Below are 20620 nucleotides of genomic sequence, written 5' to 3' on the forward strand. Positions count from 1 at the left end.
CAGCGCGACGGCGGCGGGCTCGGGCACCAGATGCGTGAACAAATACGTCTCTTGCCCGACGTCGGGCTCCGCGCAAAACCGTTCCGGCAGCACGTTCGCGTCGTCCACGGCGAGCGAAGGCATGTCCCATGCCGCGAACTCGTCGAAATAATCGAAATGAACGGCCACATAGTCAATCCGCTCCGACGTCACGACGATCGAATGGCGCACGCGCGAAGGCAAGTAAAACAGCTGCCCGGCGGCAAGCTCGTACGGCGCGTGCGAGCCGACCCGGACCGTGCATTGCCCCTCCTGAATGTAGAGCAGCTCGAAATCGTAGATGCTGCGGTTCACGACCTTGTTCTTGTACGCGCGGAACGATTGCGCCCAATGCACGCTCGGCGACAATCGCCGCAGGCCGCCTTCCCGTCTCGGCGGCAGCTCCGGTCGTTCGTTCATGCGAAAGCCTCCTCCGCGCAGGCTGAGTTTCGTTCAGTCCTCTTCGTACTCCCGGTATGCGCCGAACGCATGCAGATCGTCCTCGCCGAGCGAGGCCGGCGCCGCCGCCGGACCGCGCTCCCCCAGCCCTTCCCGTATGCGCATCCACAGCCGCGTGCGGGCATACCGCTGGTGCACGAGCTGGAACGGCGTGCGCTCGAGCAGCGCCTTCGCCTCGGCGAACCGGCCGAGGTCGGCGAGCAGCTCGGCTCTGCGCTCCGCGAGCCATTCGTCCTGCAGCGCGCTCGTGCGCGCCAGCCACGCCTCCCGCTCCGCCAGCGTCTCCGGCCCGACCGCCGCCAGCGCCGCGTCCCGCTCGAACGTCACCTGCGGGTGCAGCGCGATCGCCGGCGTCCGGATGTTCCGGTAGCACGCCGCCGCGGCGCGCGCATCCTTCTTGCAGCGCCGGTGCAGGCGGCCCGCCAGCGCCCAAGCGCGGTCCTCCCCGGACGCCTGCAGCGCCTCCAGCGCTTCGTCGATCCGATCTTTGCCGGCGAGCCAGGCGCCCAGCTGCAGCAGCCAGGCGTCGGCGCGCTCGGGCTGCATCTCGCTCGCCCAGCGCAGCGCCGCGTCCAGCCCCTCCATGCCCGAGACCGCCCACCGGTTATCGTCGAGGCCGGGGGGCGCCGGCAGAAGCGACGCGTCCTTCGCCGCGTACGCCTCCGCGACCTGCACCCACAGCGCCGTCTCCTCCGGTCGGGCGAAGCCGAACCGCGGCAGCCGCTCGATCGGCGGCAGCGCGACGTCCGGCGCCCGCAGCGCGCGGATGTCGAGGGGCCGGTCGGTCGGCAGCCAAAACTCCACATGCACGTGCGTCGCCCCCGGCGCGAGCAGCTCCTTGATCGATTGATCGAGGATCGGCCCGGCTTGAATTTCCGCCAGCTGCTCGCCGTCGAGCGTATACTGGCTGACCCACGGCTCGTCCCGCCCGACGCCGTCCGACCACAGCTTCATGCCCGGCACCGTGCGCCGATCCGCCACGTGGTACAAGCCGCAGCCGAGGCTCGGCGTGTAGGCGCCGAACGCTTCGGCGTCCGGCTCGCGCCAGAAGTATCCGGTCATGCGGCGGATGTCCGCTTGCCGCTTCGGGCCGTCGGCCGCCCAGTCGATCGTCTTCATCTCGTCGCCGTGGCTGAGCACCGGTCCCCCGGGGAAGTGGAACTCCGTATCCGGTCTCGCCGGCACGCCCGCGTTCGACCACGACATCCACGGATGCGCCTCGGCCGTCGGATTGCGAAAGCACGTCCGCTGCGTCAGGAACGCGTCGTCCGCGCCGAGCGAGTATTCCACGGTCCATTGCATGCCGAACCGAATTTCGCGTTCGCCGCACCGGACGAACAGCCGCTCCGCCGCCGCCTCCGTCTCGTACGACACCGGCACGATCTGCACCGGCGTATGCGAGATCGGAAAGCTCACCTCGATGCCGCCGCCGATAAAGAAATGCCTCGGCAAGATGCGCACGGGGCGCACGACCGGCGCGACGTGCAGCGTCTCCTTCCCGGATGGCTTGTGTACGAGCGAAAACACCTTGCCGCCCAGATCGGGGCAAATCGTCGCGCGGAGATGCGCGTTCTCCAGCGCGACGAACCGGTAGGGCCGAACGACCGGCCGGCGGCTCGTCTCCGCATAGCTTTCGTAAGGGTAAACGCCGTCCGGGTCTTGCGCAGTCGGAATCGGCCCCGCGCCCACCATCGGGTGGGTCAATAAATAATCGGTAAACTCCTGCAGCTGCAGCACGCTGATTCCTCCCGCGAAATGTCTCTTCTTCTACCTTACCGGGTCCGGCCGAGCGTGACAACGGGAAAGAAAAAATCGCCTATCTTGCGAGAAAATGCCCCGTGCACGCAACGAAGCCGCCCCGCCGTCATGACGATGACGGACGCAGGGCGGCTTGTGCCGGCGCGCTGATGAGGTTTTCCCTCCGCCCTACCGGCGGGCGAACGGGCGGCTGCGGTACAACAGCGTCTCTCTTCCCTTTACCTAAAAATTATTGTGTTCTGACAATTGCTTCGCGCTTGCGCGCGCGATCGTCGTCCGACAGCCTCGGACAGGTATAACAGTAGCCATGGTTCGTCTTATACGCCAAGCAGCAGGCCGCTTTCTGGCGCTGCACCGCCCCGGGCGCCGTCGGGTGCGGCACGAACCGGTGCTCGACGTCCAGCGGGTTGCGGCTCCGCCCGAACGCGTCGCCAGGGATGTCCGTCGCGACGCTTCGGAAATGCGTCCGGACGCGCCGCGCCGTCTCCTCGTCGGAACGTTCCGTTATCGCGTCCTCGATATAAGCGAGCCGCGTCGCGAGCAAGCGCCAAATATCGATCGCCCTTGCGCCGGTCGCCGCGGACGCCGCCTCGACGATCGGACGGATCGCCTCGCGGTAAAACCGCGCCGCCGCCGCCAGCTCGCCGGCCGGAGAGCGGTCCGCCGCCGGTGCGCGGGCGCTCGGCGCAAGCGCCGCGACCATCGGCGGACGCGCGTTCGGACCGAACAGCTGCGCTCGCACATTCCCCGGGCCGAACGATAGCTCCGTCCCGTCGAGCAGCAGCGAAGCGTGAAACCCGCCGCTCACCGCGCCGAGGAACGAGGCGAAATACGTGCCCGCGACGTCCGCGTCCGGCGCACCGATATATCCCCGATACGCTTCGAGCCATCGCGTCGCCGTCGCCGGCTCGCTCAGCTCGGTCCAATCGACCTCCATCGCTGCGTCGGCCTTGCGGGCATCGGCGAGGTAGAAGAAGCTCTCGAGCGCCGTCGGAGTCAGCTTCATCGAACGTCCGCCTCCACGCCGGACATCTCCCGCAGCATCCCCGGCGTAGTGACCGCCGCCGGCGGGCCTTGCCGCGCAATGCGACCTTGCCGGATCGCGATCGCATGCCCCGCGTACAGCGCTGCATGGTTCAAATCATGCGCGACCATGACGATCGTGCGTTTCCCGTACCCGATATGTAACTGCTCCGTGCGCAGCCGGCAGCTCAAGCTCCATCCCTCCGAACACCCTTGACAATCATTATCAGTAGTAATGATATTCATTCTCACCAACACTGTCAATCCCTTGCCGGAAAAAAAAGCGCCGCCCCGCAGTGGAGCAAGCGCCTTCCGTTTAAATTTTCTTTTGTTTCAGCCGCTGCGCGGTCGTTCGGTACTCGCCGGCGCTGTACCCGGTGTATGTCTTAAACCGTTTGTAGAACCAGTCCAATTCCCGGTAACCGACCTTCTGCGCGATCTCGTACACCTTCATGTCGGTTTGGAGCAGCAGCTCCTTCGCCTTCTCCATGCGCACCTTCAACAAGTAATCGTTGAAAGTGCACTGCACCTCGTTTTTGAACAGCTGCCCCAAATAAACGGAGTTCATGTACACCTGTTGGGCGACGCTCCGCAAGCTGATATTGGTGTCGTATTGCTCGTCGATCAGCTTCAAAATGGTTTGAATGAGCTGGCTCGGCTGAAGCTCTTCCATGCGTTGCAGCAGCTCGAGCACATCGATGCAGCGCTTCTCGGCGAACCGATGCAATTCCTGAATCGTCTTCGCTTTCATAATATATTCATAGTCGCCGAGTTGGTAATTGAATAGATCCGAGTGGTTTCCTCCGGTCTCCTTCACCGTGCGAAACAACGTTACCAAAATTTCGAGCACGATCGGCTTAACCTTGTTTTGCTGCAAGTTCGCTTCGGCGAACCCTTCCCACAATCGTCGCAGCGTTACGGTCACCCGCTCCCGATCGAGGCTTCGTATCGCGTCCACGACCTTCGACTCGATCGTCTCGATCATGTCTTGCTCCACCGGCTCGATATCCGGCCGTCGCAAATCCAATATCGCGTCGCTGCCCTTTAAAAATTTTTCGTCGAGGGCTTTCTCCGCCCGCTTGAAAGACGAAGCCACGGCTTCGACGGTGGGCGCATTCTCCCCTAAGCCGATGCTCACCGTGTCTTTCGTATATTTTCGGACGGAGCCGGCGATCGTCTCCGCCAGACGGTAGATCGCATCGGAGGCGAGGTCGCCCCCCGACCCGAAGCCGATGAACCCGTACCGTTCCTCCGATTCCTCGAACACGAAGCCCGCATCGCGGCAAACCTCCTCGAGAATATTGCGGATCGCGAACCGTTTCAACTCGATCTCGCGGTCGGTGCAATGTTCGTGCAGGTTTTGGAAAAAATCCATCTCGATCAACAGGCAATAATAGCCTTCGCAAGGCTTATCGAGATGCAGCAGATGCCTTTGTTCCAAAAATTCCTTCGTTCCCGCCTGCCCGTGAGCCCATCTTCTTAAAAATTGATCGCGCAACGCCGACATGCCCAGGTGGAGCCGCTTATGGGTCAAGCGCTTCTGCTCGATCTCGCTGCGGATCTTTTGCAGCATATCGATTAAATCGTCTTCGACGACGGGCTTCAGCAAGTAATTTTGCACGCCCAGCTGCAGCCCTTGCCGCGCATACTCGAAGTCCTCGTACCCGCTGACGATGACCACCGCCGTATCGGAACATCGGCGCAGCTCCGCAATAAACTCTAAGCCGTTCATGACCGGCATCCGAACGTCCGTTAAGATTAAGGAATAGTAGTGGGACTTCGCCAGTTGCAGCGCTTGTTCTCCGTTCGCCGCCTCGTCCCGGATGCGAAACCCGAAGGCGGACCAATCGGTCAGATGCTTGAGGTACGAGCGCGCCATCGGTTCGTCGTCCACGATTAACACATCATTCATGCGCCTTGCCCCCATTCGTCGAAGAAATCGGGATCGTTATCGTTACGCGCGTCCCTGTCCCCTGTTTGCTTTCCAACGCCAGTTTGTGGTTTTCGCCGTACAAATTTATTAATCTCAAGTTCACGTTCCGCAGCCCCACATGCTTATCCGCCGACAGCGCGCTTCCCGCATCCAGTTCCCTGCGAATTCGAAGCAGCTCCTCTTCGGCCATGCCTAGGCCGTCGTCCTCCACGGCAATGCGCAGCATCCCTTCCCCGTATGTTCCGGAGATTCGAATCGTCGATTTCGATTCCTTCAGTTCGATACCGTGGGTGATCGCGTTCTCGATTAAGGGTTGCAGGCAGAGCTTCGGCACTTCGACGCCGAGCATATCGGGCGGAATGTCGATGACATAATCGAACTTCTCCGTATAGCGGCACCGCTGCAGATGCAAATACGTATCGATGAACGCCAGCTCCTCGGACAAGGCGACGGTTTGACCGCTATTTTTCAACGTCATTCGGAACGACTTCGCGAGCATTCCGACCAGCTTCGCGTTCTTATGATCGCCGTTCATCAATAAATTGCCGCCGATCATCGTAAGGACGTTAAACAAAAAATGCGGATTAATTTGGGTCTGCAGCGCGTACAATTCGACTTCCTTCGTGCGAAACGCCATTTCTTTGCGATCGATTTCCGATTGATACACCTCGGATATCAGCTGCCCGATTCGCTGCACCATTAAATTAAACATATTTCCCAGCTGGCTGATCTCGTCGTTCCCCTTGACCTTAACGCTAATTTGGAACTGATCCTTATCCACCCGCTTCATCTTCTTCGAAAGCTCGCTGATTCGCCGGGTCATGCCCGTGGAAAACAGGAAGATAAGAACGCCCGAAATCGCGCTCGCCATGATGAATAGGTAGATCGCCACGGATCTCAATTGGTGGATCGCGGGCATCAGCTCGGTGAGCGGAATGACGGCGATCACTTTCATGCCGGTCACCACTTTGCGAGAATCCAACGTTTGGTATAAAACCTGATACGTATTCGAGCCTTCTGTATAGGAAAAATTGCCTTGCGGCGACTTTTGAATTTCGGCGTAAAAGGGAAGCTCAGAAATATGGACCGCTTGTTCCGCTTCCGCGCTGTCGATGAGCACCGTTCCGTCCGCCAACGAAAAAATGTATCGCTTGCTTTTCCTCTCCTCGTCGATCAACTCGTTAAGCACTTCGACTTGAATTTCGATGTTGGACACCAGCGGGGAGTCCCGGTACAACCGATTCAATCGTTTCCGGAAACTGAACACGGCGCCGTCCTCGAATTCGTTCACGTACGGAGCCGTCCAAATCCCGCCGACCTCGTTCTTCATCAGTTTACGGTACCATTCGCTTTGCCTGATCTCGCCGTCGATCAACGTGAATTCCGCAAAATCGAAGGATTCATTGTCCGTGTATATTTTTAAGTGCCGGATATCCTTCGTCGCTTTCACGACCGACGCCAACGGCTCGAACTCGTTGAAATAATCCTCGTACGCATCGCTGATACTGTCGTATTGCGTCACCATGATTTGTTCCAAGGTTTCGTTCAAAAACAAGGTGTTCGCGATTTCTTCGTACGAGGCCAACTTATCGTCGAGATTTTCGCTCACCTGCGACAAAGAAAGGGAAGCGTTTTCAACTACGTTTTCAAAGATCGTCTCGCTGCCGCGCTTAATGTACACATAAGTAATCGAGCCGAGGAGTAAAAGTACGATGAGTAAATTGACCAGAAAAAGCTTCGTGCGGATCTTCATCGCGCCGCTCCCTCATCATTCCCAAATTTCTGCTTTCTCCCATGCTCCGTTACTAATTCAACGTCAACCCGGAAACTCCTCTTAAGAAACAGACTCCTTGCCTGGACGAACGTCCAGACAAGGAGCGGTGTCGAACCGAACGCTTTATTGATTCAGCGTCTCATTGTATTTCTTTATGAAGTCGGCCCATACCTGGGTGTAGGCAGCTTCCATTTTCTCAAGCCCGCTGTCCTGAATCGCCTTGACCATTTCGTTCCATGCCGCTTCGAACTCTTCGTTGTTCCGGGCCATGACGACCTTGGGCAACAGCTTCCGCCAATTGTCGTCGATTTTTTGCGCTTCCACCTTCGTCTCCTCCGGCGGCGGGAGCTGCCACAGGTACCCTGGAACGACCTCGATCGGAGGCAGGAAATCGGCCCATACTTCTTTCCCGTATTTCGCGAGGAAATTCTTCGTATAATCGTCGTATCCGGCTTTCACGACGTCTCTCGTCAGCGGGGTCGCATAATCCCCGTCGGCCAGCAGCGAGCCGTTACCGACGCTAAACCATGGAGGACCGCCCGTACCGATACTCTTGAAGCCTTCTTTGTAATCGTAGTCCACGTCGGTCGCGCGCTTCTCGATCACTTCGGGCTTGAGCGTCCGTTTCCCGTCGACGACGTCGTAATGGACGCCTTCGATGCCCCAGTTCGTCAACACTTGCGCTTCGTCGGAGAACAAATAGTCGATGAACTGAATAATCCGCTCCGGGTTTTTCGCGTGCTTCGAGATTGCCCAGTTATAGCTTCCTGCGAACGTAGGCGTCGTATTGTTCGTGAAATCCGGCGTCCCCTCCTCGAAGAAGAGCGGAATGTGAGCATACGCCCGTTCCGGCATGCGCGCCGCTCGCAGCGTCTTCTCGGCGTCGCCGATCATCCAGTTCGGCGCGAACGCCGCGAGCATACGCCCTTGGGACATCTTGTTCGACAGGTCGGCAAGCGAGAACGCCTCTTTATCGAACAGTCCTTCGGTAAACAGCTTATTCTGGAATTGATAATACCGCTTGGCGTCTTCCGTCACCGGGTTATACCGTACCTGGCCGTCCTCTTCGATTCTGAAGTTGCCGTGGTCCGGCAATCCGGACGCCCAGATGATCGGATTGTTAAATTGAATGTTCATGAAGTAGCTTCCCGCAGCCGCGCCGAACGCCACCGTTTCCTTCCCGTCGATGGTCGGGTGCTTCTCGTAGTACGCTTTAATGACTTCATACAGTTGATCCAACGTTTTGATTTCCGGATAGCCCGCCTCTTCCAGCACGGCCATCTGAACGACGAAGTTCGCCATCGAGTCGGCCGAAGCCTCCGTGCTCTTCTTCGCTGCGTACAATCCGTAGATCTCGCCGTTCTCGTCTTTCAGAAGATTGTAATACTGCCCGAACTTTTCCTTGATATTCGGCCCGTATTGGTCGATCAGATCGTTCAACGGGATAATGGCGCCGGCTTCCTTGTACTTCGTAATGTAGTTCGTGTCCAGCACGACGATGTCCGGGTAATCGCCGGCCGCAAGCCAGAGATCCCACTTTTGGAATTGATCGCCGACCGTAATGTCATACTCCAGGGTAACCCCTGTCTTCTCGGTAATCGCTTTCGTAATTGGCGTGTCCCAAATCAGCTTGTTGTCGGCGGTATTGATCGTGTAGGAGATAGGCGACAAATCCGGGGCCGGATCTTCCGCAGCCGGCGTATCTTTCGGCGTCTCGCTAGTTGCGGGCGCCTCCGCCTTCCCTTCCTGACCGGCGTCTCCCCCGGAACTGTTCGTACACCCCGCCAAGATGGATACTGCCATGAGAATGCCGACAAACAAGGTTAACCAGTACTTCCTCTTCATGCGCGACTCCCTCTTTTCCTCATCAAATTAGTATATATCAACGGGCGGGTACCCGTACGATATCGGTGCGATTCGATTCGCTTTATTCTTTCATCGCCGCGATCGTAATCCCTTTCACGAAGTATTTCTGCAGGAACGGATAGATCAGCAGGATCGGCAAGGTGACGACGATCGTCATCGCCGCGCGGATCGATTCCGGCGACTGGTTCAAAGCGCGCGCCGCATCCGGATGATCATGAGGCGATATGACCTCGGCGATGGATTGCATAAGCACCTTCTGCAGCTCGAATTGCAATAAGCTTAAGTGATCGCTGCGGCTGGCGTATAAGTAATTATCGAACCAGGAATTCCAGTTTCCGACCGCGATAAACAGCATAATCGTAGCCACGACGGGCATGCTCATCGGCATAATAATGCGGAACAACACCTGGTAGTCGTTGGCCCCGTCGATCTTCGCCGATTCGACGACGCCCTCCGGAAGCTGCTGAAAGTAGCTTCTCATAATCATGACGTTGAATACCGCAACAAGACCGGGAAGGATGTAAACGGCGAAATTGTTCATGAGCCCGATTTCCTTGATCAACAAGTACACGGGGATCAGTCCCGCATTTAAATATAACGTCAGCACGAAGAGAAAGTTAAAGGATTTCCGGAAGATGAATTCCCTGCGGCTCAAGGCGTAAGCGATCATCGCGGTGACCGCGATCCCCAGCGCCGTCGCCAGGACCGTTCGAATGACGGAGCGCATCGTCGCGCCGTACAGCCGCTCGTCGCCGAACGTATAATAATAATTCGTCCACGTAAATTCCCGAGGCCATAAGTAGATGCCTCCCCGCAGCGTATCCAGCGGATGATTTAAGGAGACCGCCAGCATATTCAGGAAGGGAAACAAGGTGGCGATGCCGAGCATCGTTAAACCGATATAATTCGCGGCATCGAACAGGCGGTCGCCCCACGTTCTACGGTGTATCATTTTCAGCTTCTCCCCCTTAGAACAACCGGCTTTGATTGGTGAGTTTGGCAAGGTAATTCGCGGACAGCACCAAGATCACGCTGACGACCGACTTAAACATGCTAATGGCTACCCCGTAGGAGAAATCCCCCAGTTGGGTGGAATATCGCAGCGCATACAGGTCGAGTACCTCGGAACGATTGATGACCAACGGATTTCCGAGCAAAAATTGCGATTCGAACCCGCTCTGGATGATCCAGCCTACCGACATGAGCAGGAGCAGCATCGCGGTCGGCATTAAGCCCGGAATGGAGATGTGCCACATTTTCTGAAACCGATTCGCTCCGTCGACGTCCGCCGCTTCGTAAAATTCAGGATTGATGCCGGCGATGACGGCCAGGTAAATGATTGTGCTCCAACCTAATTCCTTCCACAGTCCGGCGAACGTATGAATATACCAGAACCAGCTTTCTTTGGACAAGAAGTAGATGTGCTCCTTAATCAACCCGAGCTTCACCAGCATCACGTTGACGATTCCGTCATCCGGCGATAGGAACGTGATCATAATGTTGGCGATGACGACCCACGACACGAAATGCGGAATGTACGTAATCGTCTGAATTGTTCGCTTGAAGAATACCAACCGCACCTCGTTCAGCAATAAGGCTAACCCGATCGCCCCGACGAACCCGGAGACTAACCCCAACAGTCCCATCGCCAACGTATTGCGGAGCACGTTGTAAAATTGGTCGTCCCGGAACAAGGTGACGAAGTTGTCCAACCCGACGAACGGACTCGCCCAGATGCCGCGGCCCAGGTTGTATTTCTGGAACGCCATGATCCAGCCCCACAAGGGCAAATAGGAAAAGATGAAGACTAGTACGAGGAAGGGAACGGTCATCGTCAGCAAGTGACGTTGTAGGTACATTACTTTCCAAAAACTCCGTTTCCTCCGAGGTAAGACCTGCTGCTGCAAGTTGCCTTGCGCGGAATATTGTTTCACCGTTCTCCCCCGCTCTCTGCGCGTAACGCTGCTGTTTTCTATTTAAATTATGTATGGAATCCTTAATGCCAACAACCCTTCAAACTTAGGCTTCCTTTCGCTTTTACCCTAGTAAATTAAGAACTAAGGCGCTGCCCATCGCCCTTTTTGTTTTAGGGGGGCCAGCACCTACGCAAGCCTGACCCCGCCTGCGTATGCTTTTGCGAGGAGGTGGTTCTTGTGGCTCGACACATGCATCATCGTTCGGGGATGCAACCCCGGCAACCGTCGGCGCTGTGCAGACAGTTCGCGAAGTTGTTAGGCGCAACTCCGGCGGTCATCAACGGCGTATGCACGGCGACGAATGCTCGAACGAATCTGGTGCCGAAGGTGTTAGGCAGAAAAGCCGGATCTTTCATGTATGTCCCTCAAGCCTATTCCTATGAAAATATGGATCGGCAAGGGAGAGCGTTGTGTTTGGGAGAGACCGTCATTCTACAATCCGAATTGCAGCCGTACATTTCCCGTCTCCGCCGGCACGGCATTAAGGTGACGGCCGTGCACAACCATTGGCTGTTCGACTCTCCGCGTCTCATGTACATCCATTACGAAACGATCGCCAACCCCCTCGATTTCGCAAAGAAGGTTCGCGACGCCAACCGGGTGTTGACGTCCCGCAACATCCGGGGATAACCCTCAAGGAAAGGAGGCTGCAGCCATGGCGAATCGCTTCGAGCAAGCGTGCAACCGGTTTTCGCGAATCCTCGGCGGGATGCACACCGCCCAAGACGGAGTATGCACCGTCATGATTTCCCGAACGAACATAAAACCGACGGTGCTTGGCCGCCGCGCGCAATCGTTCTTGCTCGTGCCGCAAATGTTCACGTTCGAGTCCATGACGAAGGACGGGCGGGCGCTCTGCAGCGGGGAAACGGTCGTCCTCTCCTCCGAAGTCAACCCGTTAATGAAACGTCTGCGCAAACACGGGATCATCGTGACGTCCGTTCACAATCATTGGCTTTTCGAAAAACCCCGTCTCATGTACATGCATTGGGAAGCCGTGGACGACCCTGTCGCGTTCGCGAGGAAGACGAAGGACGCGTTGCGCGTGCTGACGACCCGCGTCGTCCGCCCCGCCGTCAACCGACATTCGAAAACTCGAGTCCGAAAATGAAAGAAGCTGGCGCCGGTTGCGTACCGGCGCCAGCCGACTGTTTGCAGCCTTCGTTTCAGTTCGAGCTGAGAACGAAATCGTCCAGATACACGGCCGCATTCAGATCCGTGTAGTGGACCCGTACTTTCACCTTCGCCGTTCCCGCCGGCGCCGTGAACGAGCCCTGCATATGCTGCCAGCCGCTCGTCGTCGTGCCGTTGTAGAACGCTACCGCATGGCTGGAAATCGTCCCGTCCGAGCTGTTCAGGAAATGGACGTCTACGTTAACTTTCGTTCCCGAGTTGCGGGTAATGTTGACATACCCTTCGAAGGCGTACGTCTTGCCCGCCGTACCCGTAACGGTTTGGTACTGGCCGAACCAAGCCCCGGTCACATTGTCCACCTTCATGGACGAAGTACCCGAGCGCTTCACCGCCGTATCGCGGCTGCAATAATTTTGCTCGCACGTCCACGACGCGGGCACGCCGGAGCCGTTGTCGAGCTCGAAGCCCGGATTTTGCAGCAGATTGGTCGGCGACGCGTTCGTCGTCACGCTGAGCGCGCTGCTGGAAGCGGAGACGTTCCCGGCGGCGTCTTTGGCCTTCACGGTATACGAGTACGAAGTATTCGCGGTCAAGCCCGCGTCGGTGAACGTCGTCGTGGAGCCGCCCGTCGTGCCGGCCAATGCCGAACCGCGATAAATTTCATACCCCGTCACGCCGACATTATCCGTGGATGCGTTCCATGTCAGAGTGATCGTCGTATCGGTCTTCGACGGCGAAGCCAGGTTCGCCGGCGCCGTCGGCGCCTGCGTATCCGAAGCAGTTTGCGTCGTCAACGCGAAATCGTCCAGATACACGGCTGCGTTCAGATCCGTGTAGTAGACTTGTACTTTCACCTTCGCCGTTCCCGCCGGAGCAGCGAACGTTCCTTGGACACGCTCCCAGCCGCTCGTCGTCGTGCCGTTGTAAGACGCTGCTCTGTGACTGGAAATCAAACCGTTCGAGCCGTTCAGGAATTGAACATCCACGTTGACTTTCGTCCCTGTGTTTCGGGTAATGTTCACATACCCGTCGAAAACATACGTTTCGCCTGCCGTGCCTGTAACGGTTTGGTACTGCCCGAACCAAGCCCCGGTCACATTGTCCACCTTCATGGACGAAGTACCCGAGCGCTTCACCGCCGTATCGCGGCTGCAATAGTTTTGCTCGCACGTCCACGAGGCGGGCGCGCCGGAGCCGTTGTCGAGCTCGAAGCCCGGGTTTTGCAGCAGGTTGCCGCCGCCGCCGCTGCTATTCGTCGTTACGTTGATCGCCTGACTCGCCGCAGACGTATTGCCCGCCGCATCCTTCGCTTTCACCGTGAAGCTATACGTCGTGTTCGCCGTCAATCCGGTTGCCGTGTACGCCGTAGCGCCGGTCGTCGAACCCGCGAACGCTCCGTCCTTGTAAATCTCGTAGCCGGTCACGCCGACGTTGTCCGTCGACGCCGTCCAGGTCAGATCGACCGTCGTGTCCGTCTTCGCCGGCGAAGCCAGGTTCGTCGGCGCCGTCGGCGCCTGCGTATCCGCCGAGTTGCAGCTTTGGCATTCGATCTTCACCGCGATGTCGCGCGAGAACGAAGGCACCGATATCGTTAGGTTGCCGCCGGTCGCCTGCACGGACGTCGTCGTTCCGTACGTACCGGTGTACGTGTTGTAGAACGTGACGTTATAAGCCCCGTTGGTCATCGGCAGCGTGAACGTCATGCCGCTGACCGTCCGCGGATTCGTGACCGTATGGTTCGCCTGCGTGTCGTTAATCCACAAATACGCGCGCGTAGCACTCTTGAAGCCGCCCGCCTTCGTACCGTTCGCTTGCAGCCCGTAGTCCACGTGCGGCATATCGATCAGGTGCTCCTCGACCGGTTGGACGAAATCCGCGAGCCGCGTATGCACCGCTTTCAGCGCCGACGGCAAGGCAAAGCCGGTTCCTTCGACGAACCACCACAGGCTGCCGCCCGCCGCGCCGGCCCGGAAGATCGGCGCCCAGAGCGCGTTATGCATGTATTCATCGATGGCCGGATCGGTCGCATAGTCGCCCTGGGGCCGGCCGACCTCGCCGATGAACGCCGGGCGGTTGCCGCCGATATTATGCAGCTTTTCGATTTGCGCCTGCCAGTTGTCGATGACGTTCGGACTGTCGTCATAGCGATGCGCGTTCGTCGCGTCGAGGAACGGCAGCGTCTCCCACGAGCCGTGGTTTTGCCCGACATGATCTTTCCAGGCGTAGCTCGTTGTCGTCGGGTGGTTGTAGAAGTCCCAACTCTTCCAATATGCGTCCATTTCGCTGTGCCAAGCCGCCCGGATTTCCGCCGACGTGTCGACGCGATTGTCGGACTCGTTCCAGTATTCCAGCATGCCGAGCGCCCGGCTGTAGCCGAACCGCGCGAACATGTACCGGAGCAGCTTCTTCTGGTATTCCTTCGCGACGGGATCCGTCCAGAAGCTGAGGTTGTTCTCGGTATAGGTCGACGGGCCGCCGTTCGCCTGGTTGTAGGCGTTAACGTACCACTGGTAATAAAAGTCGCCGAAGCTGTTCATCGTCAGCATAATGTAAACGTCGTTGGCTTCGGCCGCCTCGAGAATGTCGTCCACCTTCGACTGGTTGTACAGCTGGTACCGGCCGATCCCCTCGTATTCCGTCACCACCCCCGTCTCGTGCGCGGTCACCGGTCCCCATTCGGGTCCGAGGCCGCTCCACCAGCACGTATACCAGACGCGGAGCAGGTTCATCTTCGCCGGCTTCAGGTTCGGAATTTCGTTCTCGACCGCGCGCTCGCCGGCTCCCGAGTCGTTCCACGCGAAATTCGTCCCGATCAGCGTCAGCTGCTTGCCGTAGCTGTCCACGAACCGGGAGCCTTCCACGCCCATGAAGCCTCGGTTGTTGCCCGGACTGCCGGCCGTGAACGTATACGCGGACGATGTCCCCGTTCCGTTCGCGTCTTGAACGGTCAGCACGACGCTGTGCACGCCGGTCTGGCGCGGCGAATAACGAACCGCCCAGTTCGGCGCCGTCTCCGACTTGTAGAACGCCGGCACGACTTCCGTGGCGCCGGACGGCGTCGTGAACGTCGCGAGCACGTTCGCCTCGTTCGGGTCGAACGGGTTGTTGTAGGTCGTACTGAGGTTGAACGTCATTTCGAACTTGTCGTACATAGCCGGCGTCGTTGTATTCATCGATACATTGGAAAACGTAGTTGCCGCCGAAGCGGTCGGCGGGTTCCATGTCATCGACATCGACATCACGGCGACAACCAGAGCGAACCTGATCCACATCGTCCACGTTTGTTTCCCGAGTCTTGCCATCCTCAATTCAATTTCCCTCCCTAAATGATTTCGGAATATTTGCGACAGTACACTCCAAAAATGAAAGCGCTACCCTCCCTTTAAAAAAGAATAGTCACACCAATTCTCCGCATTCGGCTTGGTGTGTGTCCATTCTATCGAGGAAACTTTATTCCGTTCAACCTTGCAAAATATATAAATAGCACGTCGAGTTATATGTTCGATAAAAAAAGGCGCGCGAAGCACAAGGCTTCGCGCGCGGGCGCGTCGGGCTTTCCGACGAAATTTTCTTATGCCAAAATCGCTTCGATCCGCTCCAGCGCTTCGGCCGGCAGCACGACGCCCGACGCCTTGGCGTTCTCTTCGACCTGGGACGGACGGCTCGCGCCGACGAGCGCGCTGGCGACGTTCGGCTGGCGCAAAATCCAAGCAAGCGCCATGGTGCCGACGGACAGGCCCAGCTCCCGCGCCACGCCTTCGAGCTGGCGCACCTTCGCCAGCTTCTCCTCGGTAATGCCCTTGCGCAGGTTCTCGAGCTTCGCCGCGCGGCTGTCCGCCGGGACGTCGTTCGCGGACGTATATTTGCCCGTCAGCAGCCCTTGCGCCAATGGCGAGAAGACGACTTGACCGATGCCGGAGCGCTCGGACAGCGGGATGATCTCCTTTTCGATATAGCGGTTGAACATATTGTAAATCGGTTGGTTTACGACGATGCGGTCCAGCAAGTAACGGTCTGCCGTGCCGAGCGCCTCCGCGATTTGCGACGCCTGCCATTCGCTGACGCCGACGTACAGCACCTTCCCTTGGCGCACGAGATCGTCCAACGCCCGAAGCGTCTCGTAGAGCGGCGTCTCCGGGTCGTAGCGGTGGCAATAGTAGATATCTACATAATCATGCTTCAGCCGCTTCAAGCTCGCCTCCGCCTGCTCCATGATGTGCTTTCGCGACAAGCCGCGGTCGTTCGGACCTTCGCCCATCGGCCAAAACACCTTCGTCGCGAGCACGTACGATTCCCGCGGGAACGCCTTCAGCGTCTCCCCGACCACTTCCTCCGCGGCGCCCCGCTCGTACACGTTCGCCGTATCGAAAAAGTTAATCCCGAGGCCGTATGCCGTCTGGATCGCTTTCACCGCGTTGTCCCGCTCCACGTAACCGCCGTATGTCAGCCAGCTCCCAAGGCTAATCTCGCTCACCTTGAGTCCAGTGCCGCCCAATCTCCGATAGTTCATTCGTTGCTCCTCCTTCTGCCGGCGCGCTGCCGGGGTCGATATTTTACACCCTTCCTATTCTAGGCGAGTTGATGCAGCAAGGGAAGAAGGGAAAACTACTTTCAAGAAAGGAACTATGCGTCCAACAGCCGCCGAACGACTCGGTCCGTCAAGTTCGGCACGACCTCGAGCGAATAGCCGACGTCGAGCCGTTCGTACTTCTTGTGCGCGTCGAAGCCGTACGGCCCGATGTTCGCGACCGGGATGTCGAGCCTGCGAATGCGGTCGTAATCGACGAACAGCTTGCCGCCCCAAGCGGGGTTGTTCGCTTGCTCCGAGCGGATCGCGGCTTCGTCGTCGCTCACGCTGACGAAGCTCATATCCGAGATGTACGGGAAGAACGGCTTGACGCGGATCGGATGCCCGGCGTGCGGCTGCACCTCGCGCACGGCTTCGTCCAGCGCGTCCGTCAGGCGCCGCTCCTTGGCGCTCCGCCCCGCGAGCTCGACGCGCGGCGAATACAGCGAAGCGAAGAACAGCACCATCGCCGGGCTCCGGTCCTTCATCCACGCCCACGCTTCCTCGACGACCCTTAAGGCGAACATACGGGAATCCAGATCCGGCTCAAGCAGCAGCCGCTCCCGGAACGCCTCCATATGCCGATCGAATCGGTCCCCGTACTCGCCGCGCAGCTGTTCGATCAGCTCCTCGTACGTCATAACCCTCGTTCGCCACGGCAGCTCGCGCCGCGGTTCCCCGCTCAGCCGGCAATAAGCTTCGTACCGCCGTTCCACAAGCTCGAGCGCGCGTTCGAACGCGGTCTCGGCGCGGCGGCGGAACGCCTCCAGCACGTCCTTCGGCGTCCATGTAAACACAAGCATGTTGAAATACACGTATGCGGCGAGCGCCGTCTGTACGCTGTACGCCGTCTTCAGGTCGGTTTGCTTTAACGCGACCGGCGGCGCGGTCGTCTCCCCGAGCGCCGCGTTGCACAGCTCGGGGTTGTAATCGATTTCCCGGGTCAGCTCCGCGGCGAGCAAATTCGGGTCGAGTCCTTCGAAGGCGGCGCCGACGTGCGTCTCCGCCCCCGTAATATAGAACGCAGGCAGCAGCTTGCCGACGGTGCCGAGGTAGACGTACCGGTGCGGGTCGCCTGGATATCGGGCGGAGACGAAGTCCGCATTGATCGCCGCGACGTAATCGAACCCGTGTTGCGCCTTCCACGCCTCCAGCTGCGCGGTCGCCGACAAAATGCCGCGCGAGCCGTCCTCCTCGTCGCACGCCGCCAGGAACACCACGTTGCCCGCCAGCAGCTCCGGGTGCTCCGCATAGCGCTTAAGTAAATACAGCTGCCCCGCCACGCCGCTCTTCATGTCGAGCGCCCCGCGGCCGAACAGCCACTCCTCCGACGCCAGCTGCGCCCGCACCGCATCCGGCGTTTCCTCCTGCTGCAGGGCGTCCCGCAGCGCATCCGGTTCCGTCGCGATCGATTCCAACAAGCCGTAGTCCTCGGTGCCGACCGTATCGATGTGTCCCATTAACACGACCGTATCGGCGCTCGGGCGCTTCGTGCCCTTCACGAACGCCATCACGTTATACCGCTCGACGTCGTCGTTCGCCGTCGGCAGCTTTACAAGGTGCGACGGGTTTTTCTGAAAATAGGGAAAAGAAGCGATTAAGGAATGCAGCGTTTGCGCGATTTCCTTCTCGCCGTTCGTACGGACGACGCTCCGAATGCGAACCAGCATCTTCGTATAAAACAGCACGTCTTCGCGACAAGGCAGCATGTTATGACGCTCCTTCCTCGTAGTCGAACATAATTTTACATCAGGTTGGCAAAATTACCTAACGATCGGAACATTGCCAGCGAAGGAGCGCCCGCCATGGAGTGGTACGAAAAGCTGAACGACTATTTCCCGGAGCACGAGATGAAAGACCGCAACCAGATCCAAGACCTGATCGACGAGAAGGACGTGTATCACCTCGTCGAGACGGACGACTACATCGTGCTGTACGCCGAATTTCCGACGTTCGTCTTTATCGACTATTTGTTGGTGACGTCGCAAGCCCGCGGGAAAGGAATCGGCACGAAGGTGCTCGACCGGATGAAGAAGAAAGGGAAGCTGATCCTGCTCGAGGTCGAGCCGAAGGACGACGAGAACGAGGACACGCGCAAGCGGTTGGCGTTTTACTACAAGAATGGGTTCCAGAAGGCGGATCGGATTCGGTACGTACGCGAAACCGATCAAGGCGAACCGTACTTTATGCATATATTGTACTGGTCGCCGACGGCGCTGTCGCAGGACGTGGTCATGCGGGAGATGGAGAAGGCGTGCGAGGAAATTCACAACTTCCGGGCGAAGCAATATTACGGCCGGCTGCTCGCGGACCCGGAGAAGGCGTTAACGTGGAAACATTGACGGGGGAGGCGGCCGCCTCCCCCGTTCGTTCGCGGGTCACTCCCGCGTTATTTACCGACATATCGATGCCCCCGAAGCGGTCGCCGGAGCCGGCGCCCGCCCGTCACGGTCCCGACCTCCCCGGCCAATCGAACCGTCGCTGCTACGATCCGAAGAAGTCCGTCGGCATGCCTTTCGCTCCTACTCGAATTCGAAATAGTCCGCCGGCGAGCGGCTCGGCCTCGAGCTGCTCCGGCGTGCGGCCGACGCGCGCGGAAGTGATGTACAGTTCGTCCCGGTTCGGACCGCCGAACGCGCAAGACGTGCAATGCGAAGCCGGCACGGCGATGCGCTCGAGCGCCTTCCCGCTGCGGGGATCGTACCGGATCACCTGACCGCCTCCCCAATGCGCGACCCACAGCATGCCTTCCTCGTCGATCGCCATGCCGTCCGGCACGCCGTCCTCCGGCGCGACGCGGACCGCTTCCCGTCCGTCCCCGATGCGCCCCGTCTCGATATCGTACGCATACGCGACGACGACCCGGGTAGGCGTGTCGATGTAATACATCGTGTCGCCGTCGGGACTCCACGCGAGCCCGTTCGAGCATGTGACCTGCTCGACCTTCGTCTCCGCGCGGTAATCGGTCCCGATGCAATACAGCTTCCCGTCGTTCGGCGTGCCGACGAGCGACAGCGTGCCGGCCCAGAACCGCCCGCGCGGATCGCACTTGCCGTCGTTGAACCGAAGGCCGTCATGCAGCCCCTCCGGCACGGCGACCCGCTCGGGCTCGGCGCCGCCGAACGAGGCGAGGCGGTAAATGCCGTCCTGCATCGCAAGGACGAAGCCCCCGTCCGCGCACGGCACCGCTGCGCCGATCATCCGCTCGAAGCGCCGCGATTCGTCCCGCCCCGTCGCGGGATCGTACCGATGCAGCCGATTCTCGTTAATATCGACCCAATATAACGCCTGCTCCTCCGGATGCCATACCGGCCCCTCTCCCAATTGCGACTTCGCGTCGACGACCAATTCCAATGCTTGCATGCCCGCTGCCTCCCGCTCCCGCGTTTGTAGTGATCTCTTGTCGATTGTGAATTTCGGATGATAACATGAGACATCCCGCCGTCCGCATACAAGAAGATAAGGGGAAGGAGTGGATGAAAATGAGTTTCCTGGAGCACCTCGATTGGCCGCTCGTATCCTTCGTCGGCGTTAGTTTAATGAACGACTATTTCGCCATGCCCCGGTTCCCGCAAATCCACTATTGGAAGACGATGCGCCTTCCCTAGCGGCGTTACGCCCGTCGTCGCGCCAGGAACTGCTTCCAGTGGAAATACACGAAGCATCCCACGCAAAATCCGCTCAACGCGGCGACGACGGCGACGGTCAGCATCGCCAGAAACACGTATGCGACCGTTTGCATTCCCGCCAGCAGCGCCGCTAACGCAACGGCCAGAAACAAAATCGCCAGTAAATTGTTGAAACGCAGCAGCTCTCTGCTTTCCGTCTTCTTGCTCGCCGGGAGCAAAGGCGCGAGCAGGCGGACGAACGCATTGTACTTGACGCCCGCGGTTCGGCCGACGAGCTGGACGGCGAGCGGCACGGCCAGCACCCACGGCTGCTGCGTCAACGCCCAGACGACGACGCTGATCAGAATACCGATTTGATTGCCGCGCACCCAATGAAGCGGCACCTCGTCCGCGCAATCGAAGGACGAAGCGAGCAGACGCCGATCTCCTTTCAATTCGAACACCTCCGACGAAACAGTCTGTTTCGGCAATGATACCATATAT

18 protein-coding genes are annotated in these 20620 nt (G+C 58.9%); 4 read left to right on the forward strand and 14 right to left on the reverse strand.

Going from position 1 to position 20620, the window contains the following annotated elements; translation table 11 throughout:
- From VEZ38_RS19375 to VEZ38_RS19415, 9 genes are all read right to left on the reverse strand, one after another.
- The coding region (locus tag VEZ38_RS19375; protein WP_324896468.1) for a cupin domain-containing protein at window positions 1-438 on the reverse strand (438 nt) is incomplete at its 3' end.
- Window positions 439-471: 33 nt separating this feature from the next.
- Window positions 472-2214, reverse strand: a complete 1743-nt coding sequence (locus tag VEZ38_RS19380) for a DUF5107 domain-containing protein (protein ID WP_324896470.1) — start codon at window positions 2212-2214, stop codon at window positions 472-474.
- Between the two features lie 250 nt (window positions 2215-2464).
- Window positions 2465-3241, reverse strand: a complete 777-nt coding sequence (locus VEZ38_RS19385) for a (2Fe-2S)-binding protein (protein ID WP_324896472.1) — start codon at window positions 3239-3241, stop codon at window positions 2465-2467.
- The gene (locus VEZ38_RS19390) at window positions 3238-3450 is read right to left on the reverse strand and encodes an ABC transporter ATP-binding protein (protein ID WP_324896474.1); all 213 of its coding nucleotides are present in this window, start codon (window positions 3448-3450) and stop codon (window positions 3238-3240) included. The genes VEZ38_RS19385 and VEZ38_RS19390 overlap by 4 nt, the downstream gene beginning before the upstream one ends.
- Window positions 3451-3574: 124 nt before the next feature.
- Entirely contained in the window at window positions 3575-5170 is a 1596-nt protein-coding gene (locus VEZ38_RS19395; RefSeq protein ID WP_324896476.1) for a response regulator transcription factor, read from the reverse strand.
- A complete protein-coding gene (locus VEZ38_RS19400; protein WP_324896477.1) occupies window positions 5163-6944 on the reverse strand; it encodes a sensor histidine kinase in 1782 nt (593 codons plus the stop codon). Before VEZ38_RS19400 ends, VEZ38_RS19395 begins: the two co-directional genes overlap by 8 nt.
- A gap of 144 nt (window positions 6945-7088) precedes the next feature.
- Window positions 7089-8810 (reverse strand): extracellular solute-binding protein, encoded by a 1722-nt coding sequence (locus VEZ38_RS19405; protein WP_324896479.1) that lies wholly within the window; start codon window positions 8808-8810, stop codon window positions 7089-7091.
- A gap of 82 nt (window positions 8811-8892) precedes the next feature.
- Complete coding sequence (locus VEZ38_RS19410; RefSeq protein ID WP_324896481.1) at window positions 8893-9783, reverse strand: carbohydrate ABC transporter permease; 891 nt, start codon at window positions 9781-9783, stop codon at window positions 8893-8895.
- Window positions 9784-9799: 16 nt separating this feature from the next.
- On the reverse strand, window positions 9800-10690 hold the full coding sequence (locus VEZ38_RS19415) for an ABC transporter permease (protein ID WP_324896483.1): 891 nt from the start codon (window positions 10688-10690) through the stop codon (window positions 9800-9802).
- Window positions 10691-11014: 324 nt separating this feature from the next.
- Between VEZ38_RS19415 and VEZ38_RS19420 the strand changes: the two genes are divergently transcribed.
- A complete protein-coding gene (locus VEZ38_RS19420) occupies window positions 11015-11437 on the forward strand; it encodes a DUF1259 domain-containing protein (protein WP_324896499.1) in 423 nt (140 codons plus the stop codon).
- Between the two features lie 25 nt (window positions 11438-11462).
- Window positions 11463-11918 carry a DUF1259 domain-containing protein gene (locus tag VEZ38_RS19425; protein ID WP_324896485.1) on the forward strand — a complete coding sequence of 152 codons (456 nt, stop codon included), beginning with the start codon at window positions 11463-11465 and terminating at the stop codon, window positions 11916-11918.
- 55 nt (window positions 11919-11973) lie between these two features.
- Here VEZ38_RS19425 and VEZ38_RS19430 read toward each other — a convergent pair whose 3' ends face one another.
- The 3 genes from VEZ38_RS19430 to VEZ38_RS19440 form a co-directional block, all read right to left on the reverse strand.
- Entirely contained in the window at window positions 11974-15243 is a 3270-nt protein-coding gene (locus VEZ38_RS19430; protein WP_324896501.1) for a fibronectin type III domain-containing protein, read from the reverse strand.
- A 269-nt stretch (window positions 15244-15512) separates the two neighbouring features.
- Window positions 15513-16451: an aldo/keto reductase family protein gene (locus VEZ38_RS19435; RefSeq protein ID WP_324896487.1), complete on the reverse strand. Its 939-nt coding sequence runs from the start codon at window positions 16449-16451 to the stop codon at window positions 15513-15515.
- Window positions 16452-16564: 113 nt separating this feature from the next.
- The gene (locus VEZ38_RS19440) at window positions 16565-18217 is read right to left on the reverse strand and encodes a M20/M25/M40 family metallo-hydrolase (protein ID WP_324896489.1); all 1653 of its coding nucleotides are present in this window, start codon (window positions 18215-18217) and stop codon (window positions 16565-16567) included.
- 96 nt (window positions 18218-18313) lie between these two features.
- On the opposite strand from VEZ38_RS19440, the gene VEZ38_RS19445 reads away from it, so the two are divergent.
- Window positions 18314-18850, forward strand: coding sequence for a GNAT family N-acetyltransferase (locus VEZ38_RS19445; protein ID WP_324896491.1), 537 nt, complete (start codon window positions 18314-18316; stop codon window positions 18848-18850).
- Window positions 18851-18992: 142 nt separating this feature from the next.
- On the opposite strand, the gene VEZ38_RS19450 is transcribed toward VEZ38_RS19445, so the two are convergent.
- On the reverse strand, window positions 18993-19871 hold the full coding sequence (locus VEZ38_RS19450; RefSeq protein ID WP_324896493.1) for an SMP-30/gluconolactonase/LRE family protein: 879 nt from the start codon (window positions 19869-19871) through the stop codon (window positions 18993-18995).
- 113 nt (window positions 19872-19984) lie between these two features.
- On the opposite strand from VEZ38_RS19450, the gene VEZ38_RS19455 reads away from it, so the two are divergent.
- A complete protein-coding gene (locus VEZ38_RS19455) occupies window positions 19985-20116 on the forward strand; it encodes a hypothetical protein (protein WP_324896495.1) in 132 nt (43 codons plus the stop codon).
- Window positions 20117-20121: 5 nt separating this feature from the next.
- Here VEZ38_RS19455 and VEZ38_RS19460 read toward each other — a convergent pair.
- On the reverse strand, window positions 20122-20620 hold a 499-nt coding region (locus VEZ38_RS19460), incomplete at its 5' end, for a DUF4395 domain-containing protein (RefSeq protein ID WP_324896497.1).

It is taken from the genome of Paenibacillus sp. (assembly GCF_035645235.1).
GTDB lineage: Bacteria > Bacillota > Bacilli > Paenibacillales > YIM-B00363 > Paenibacillus_AE.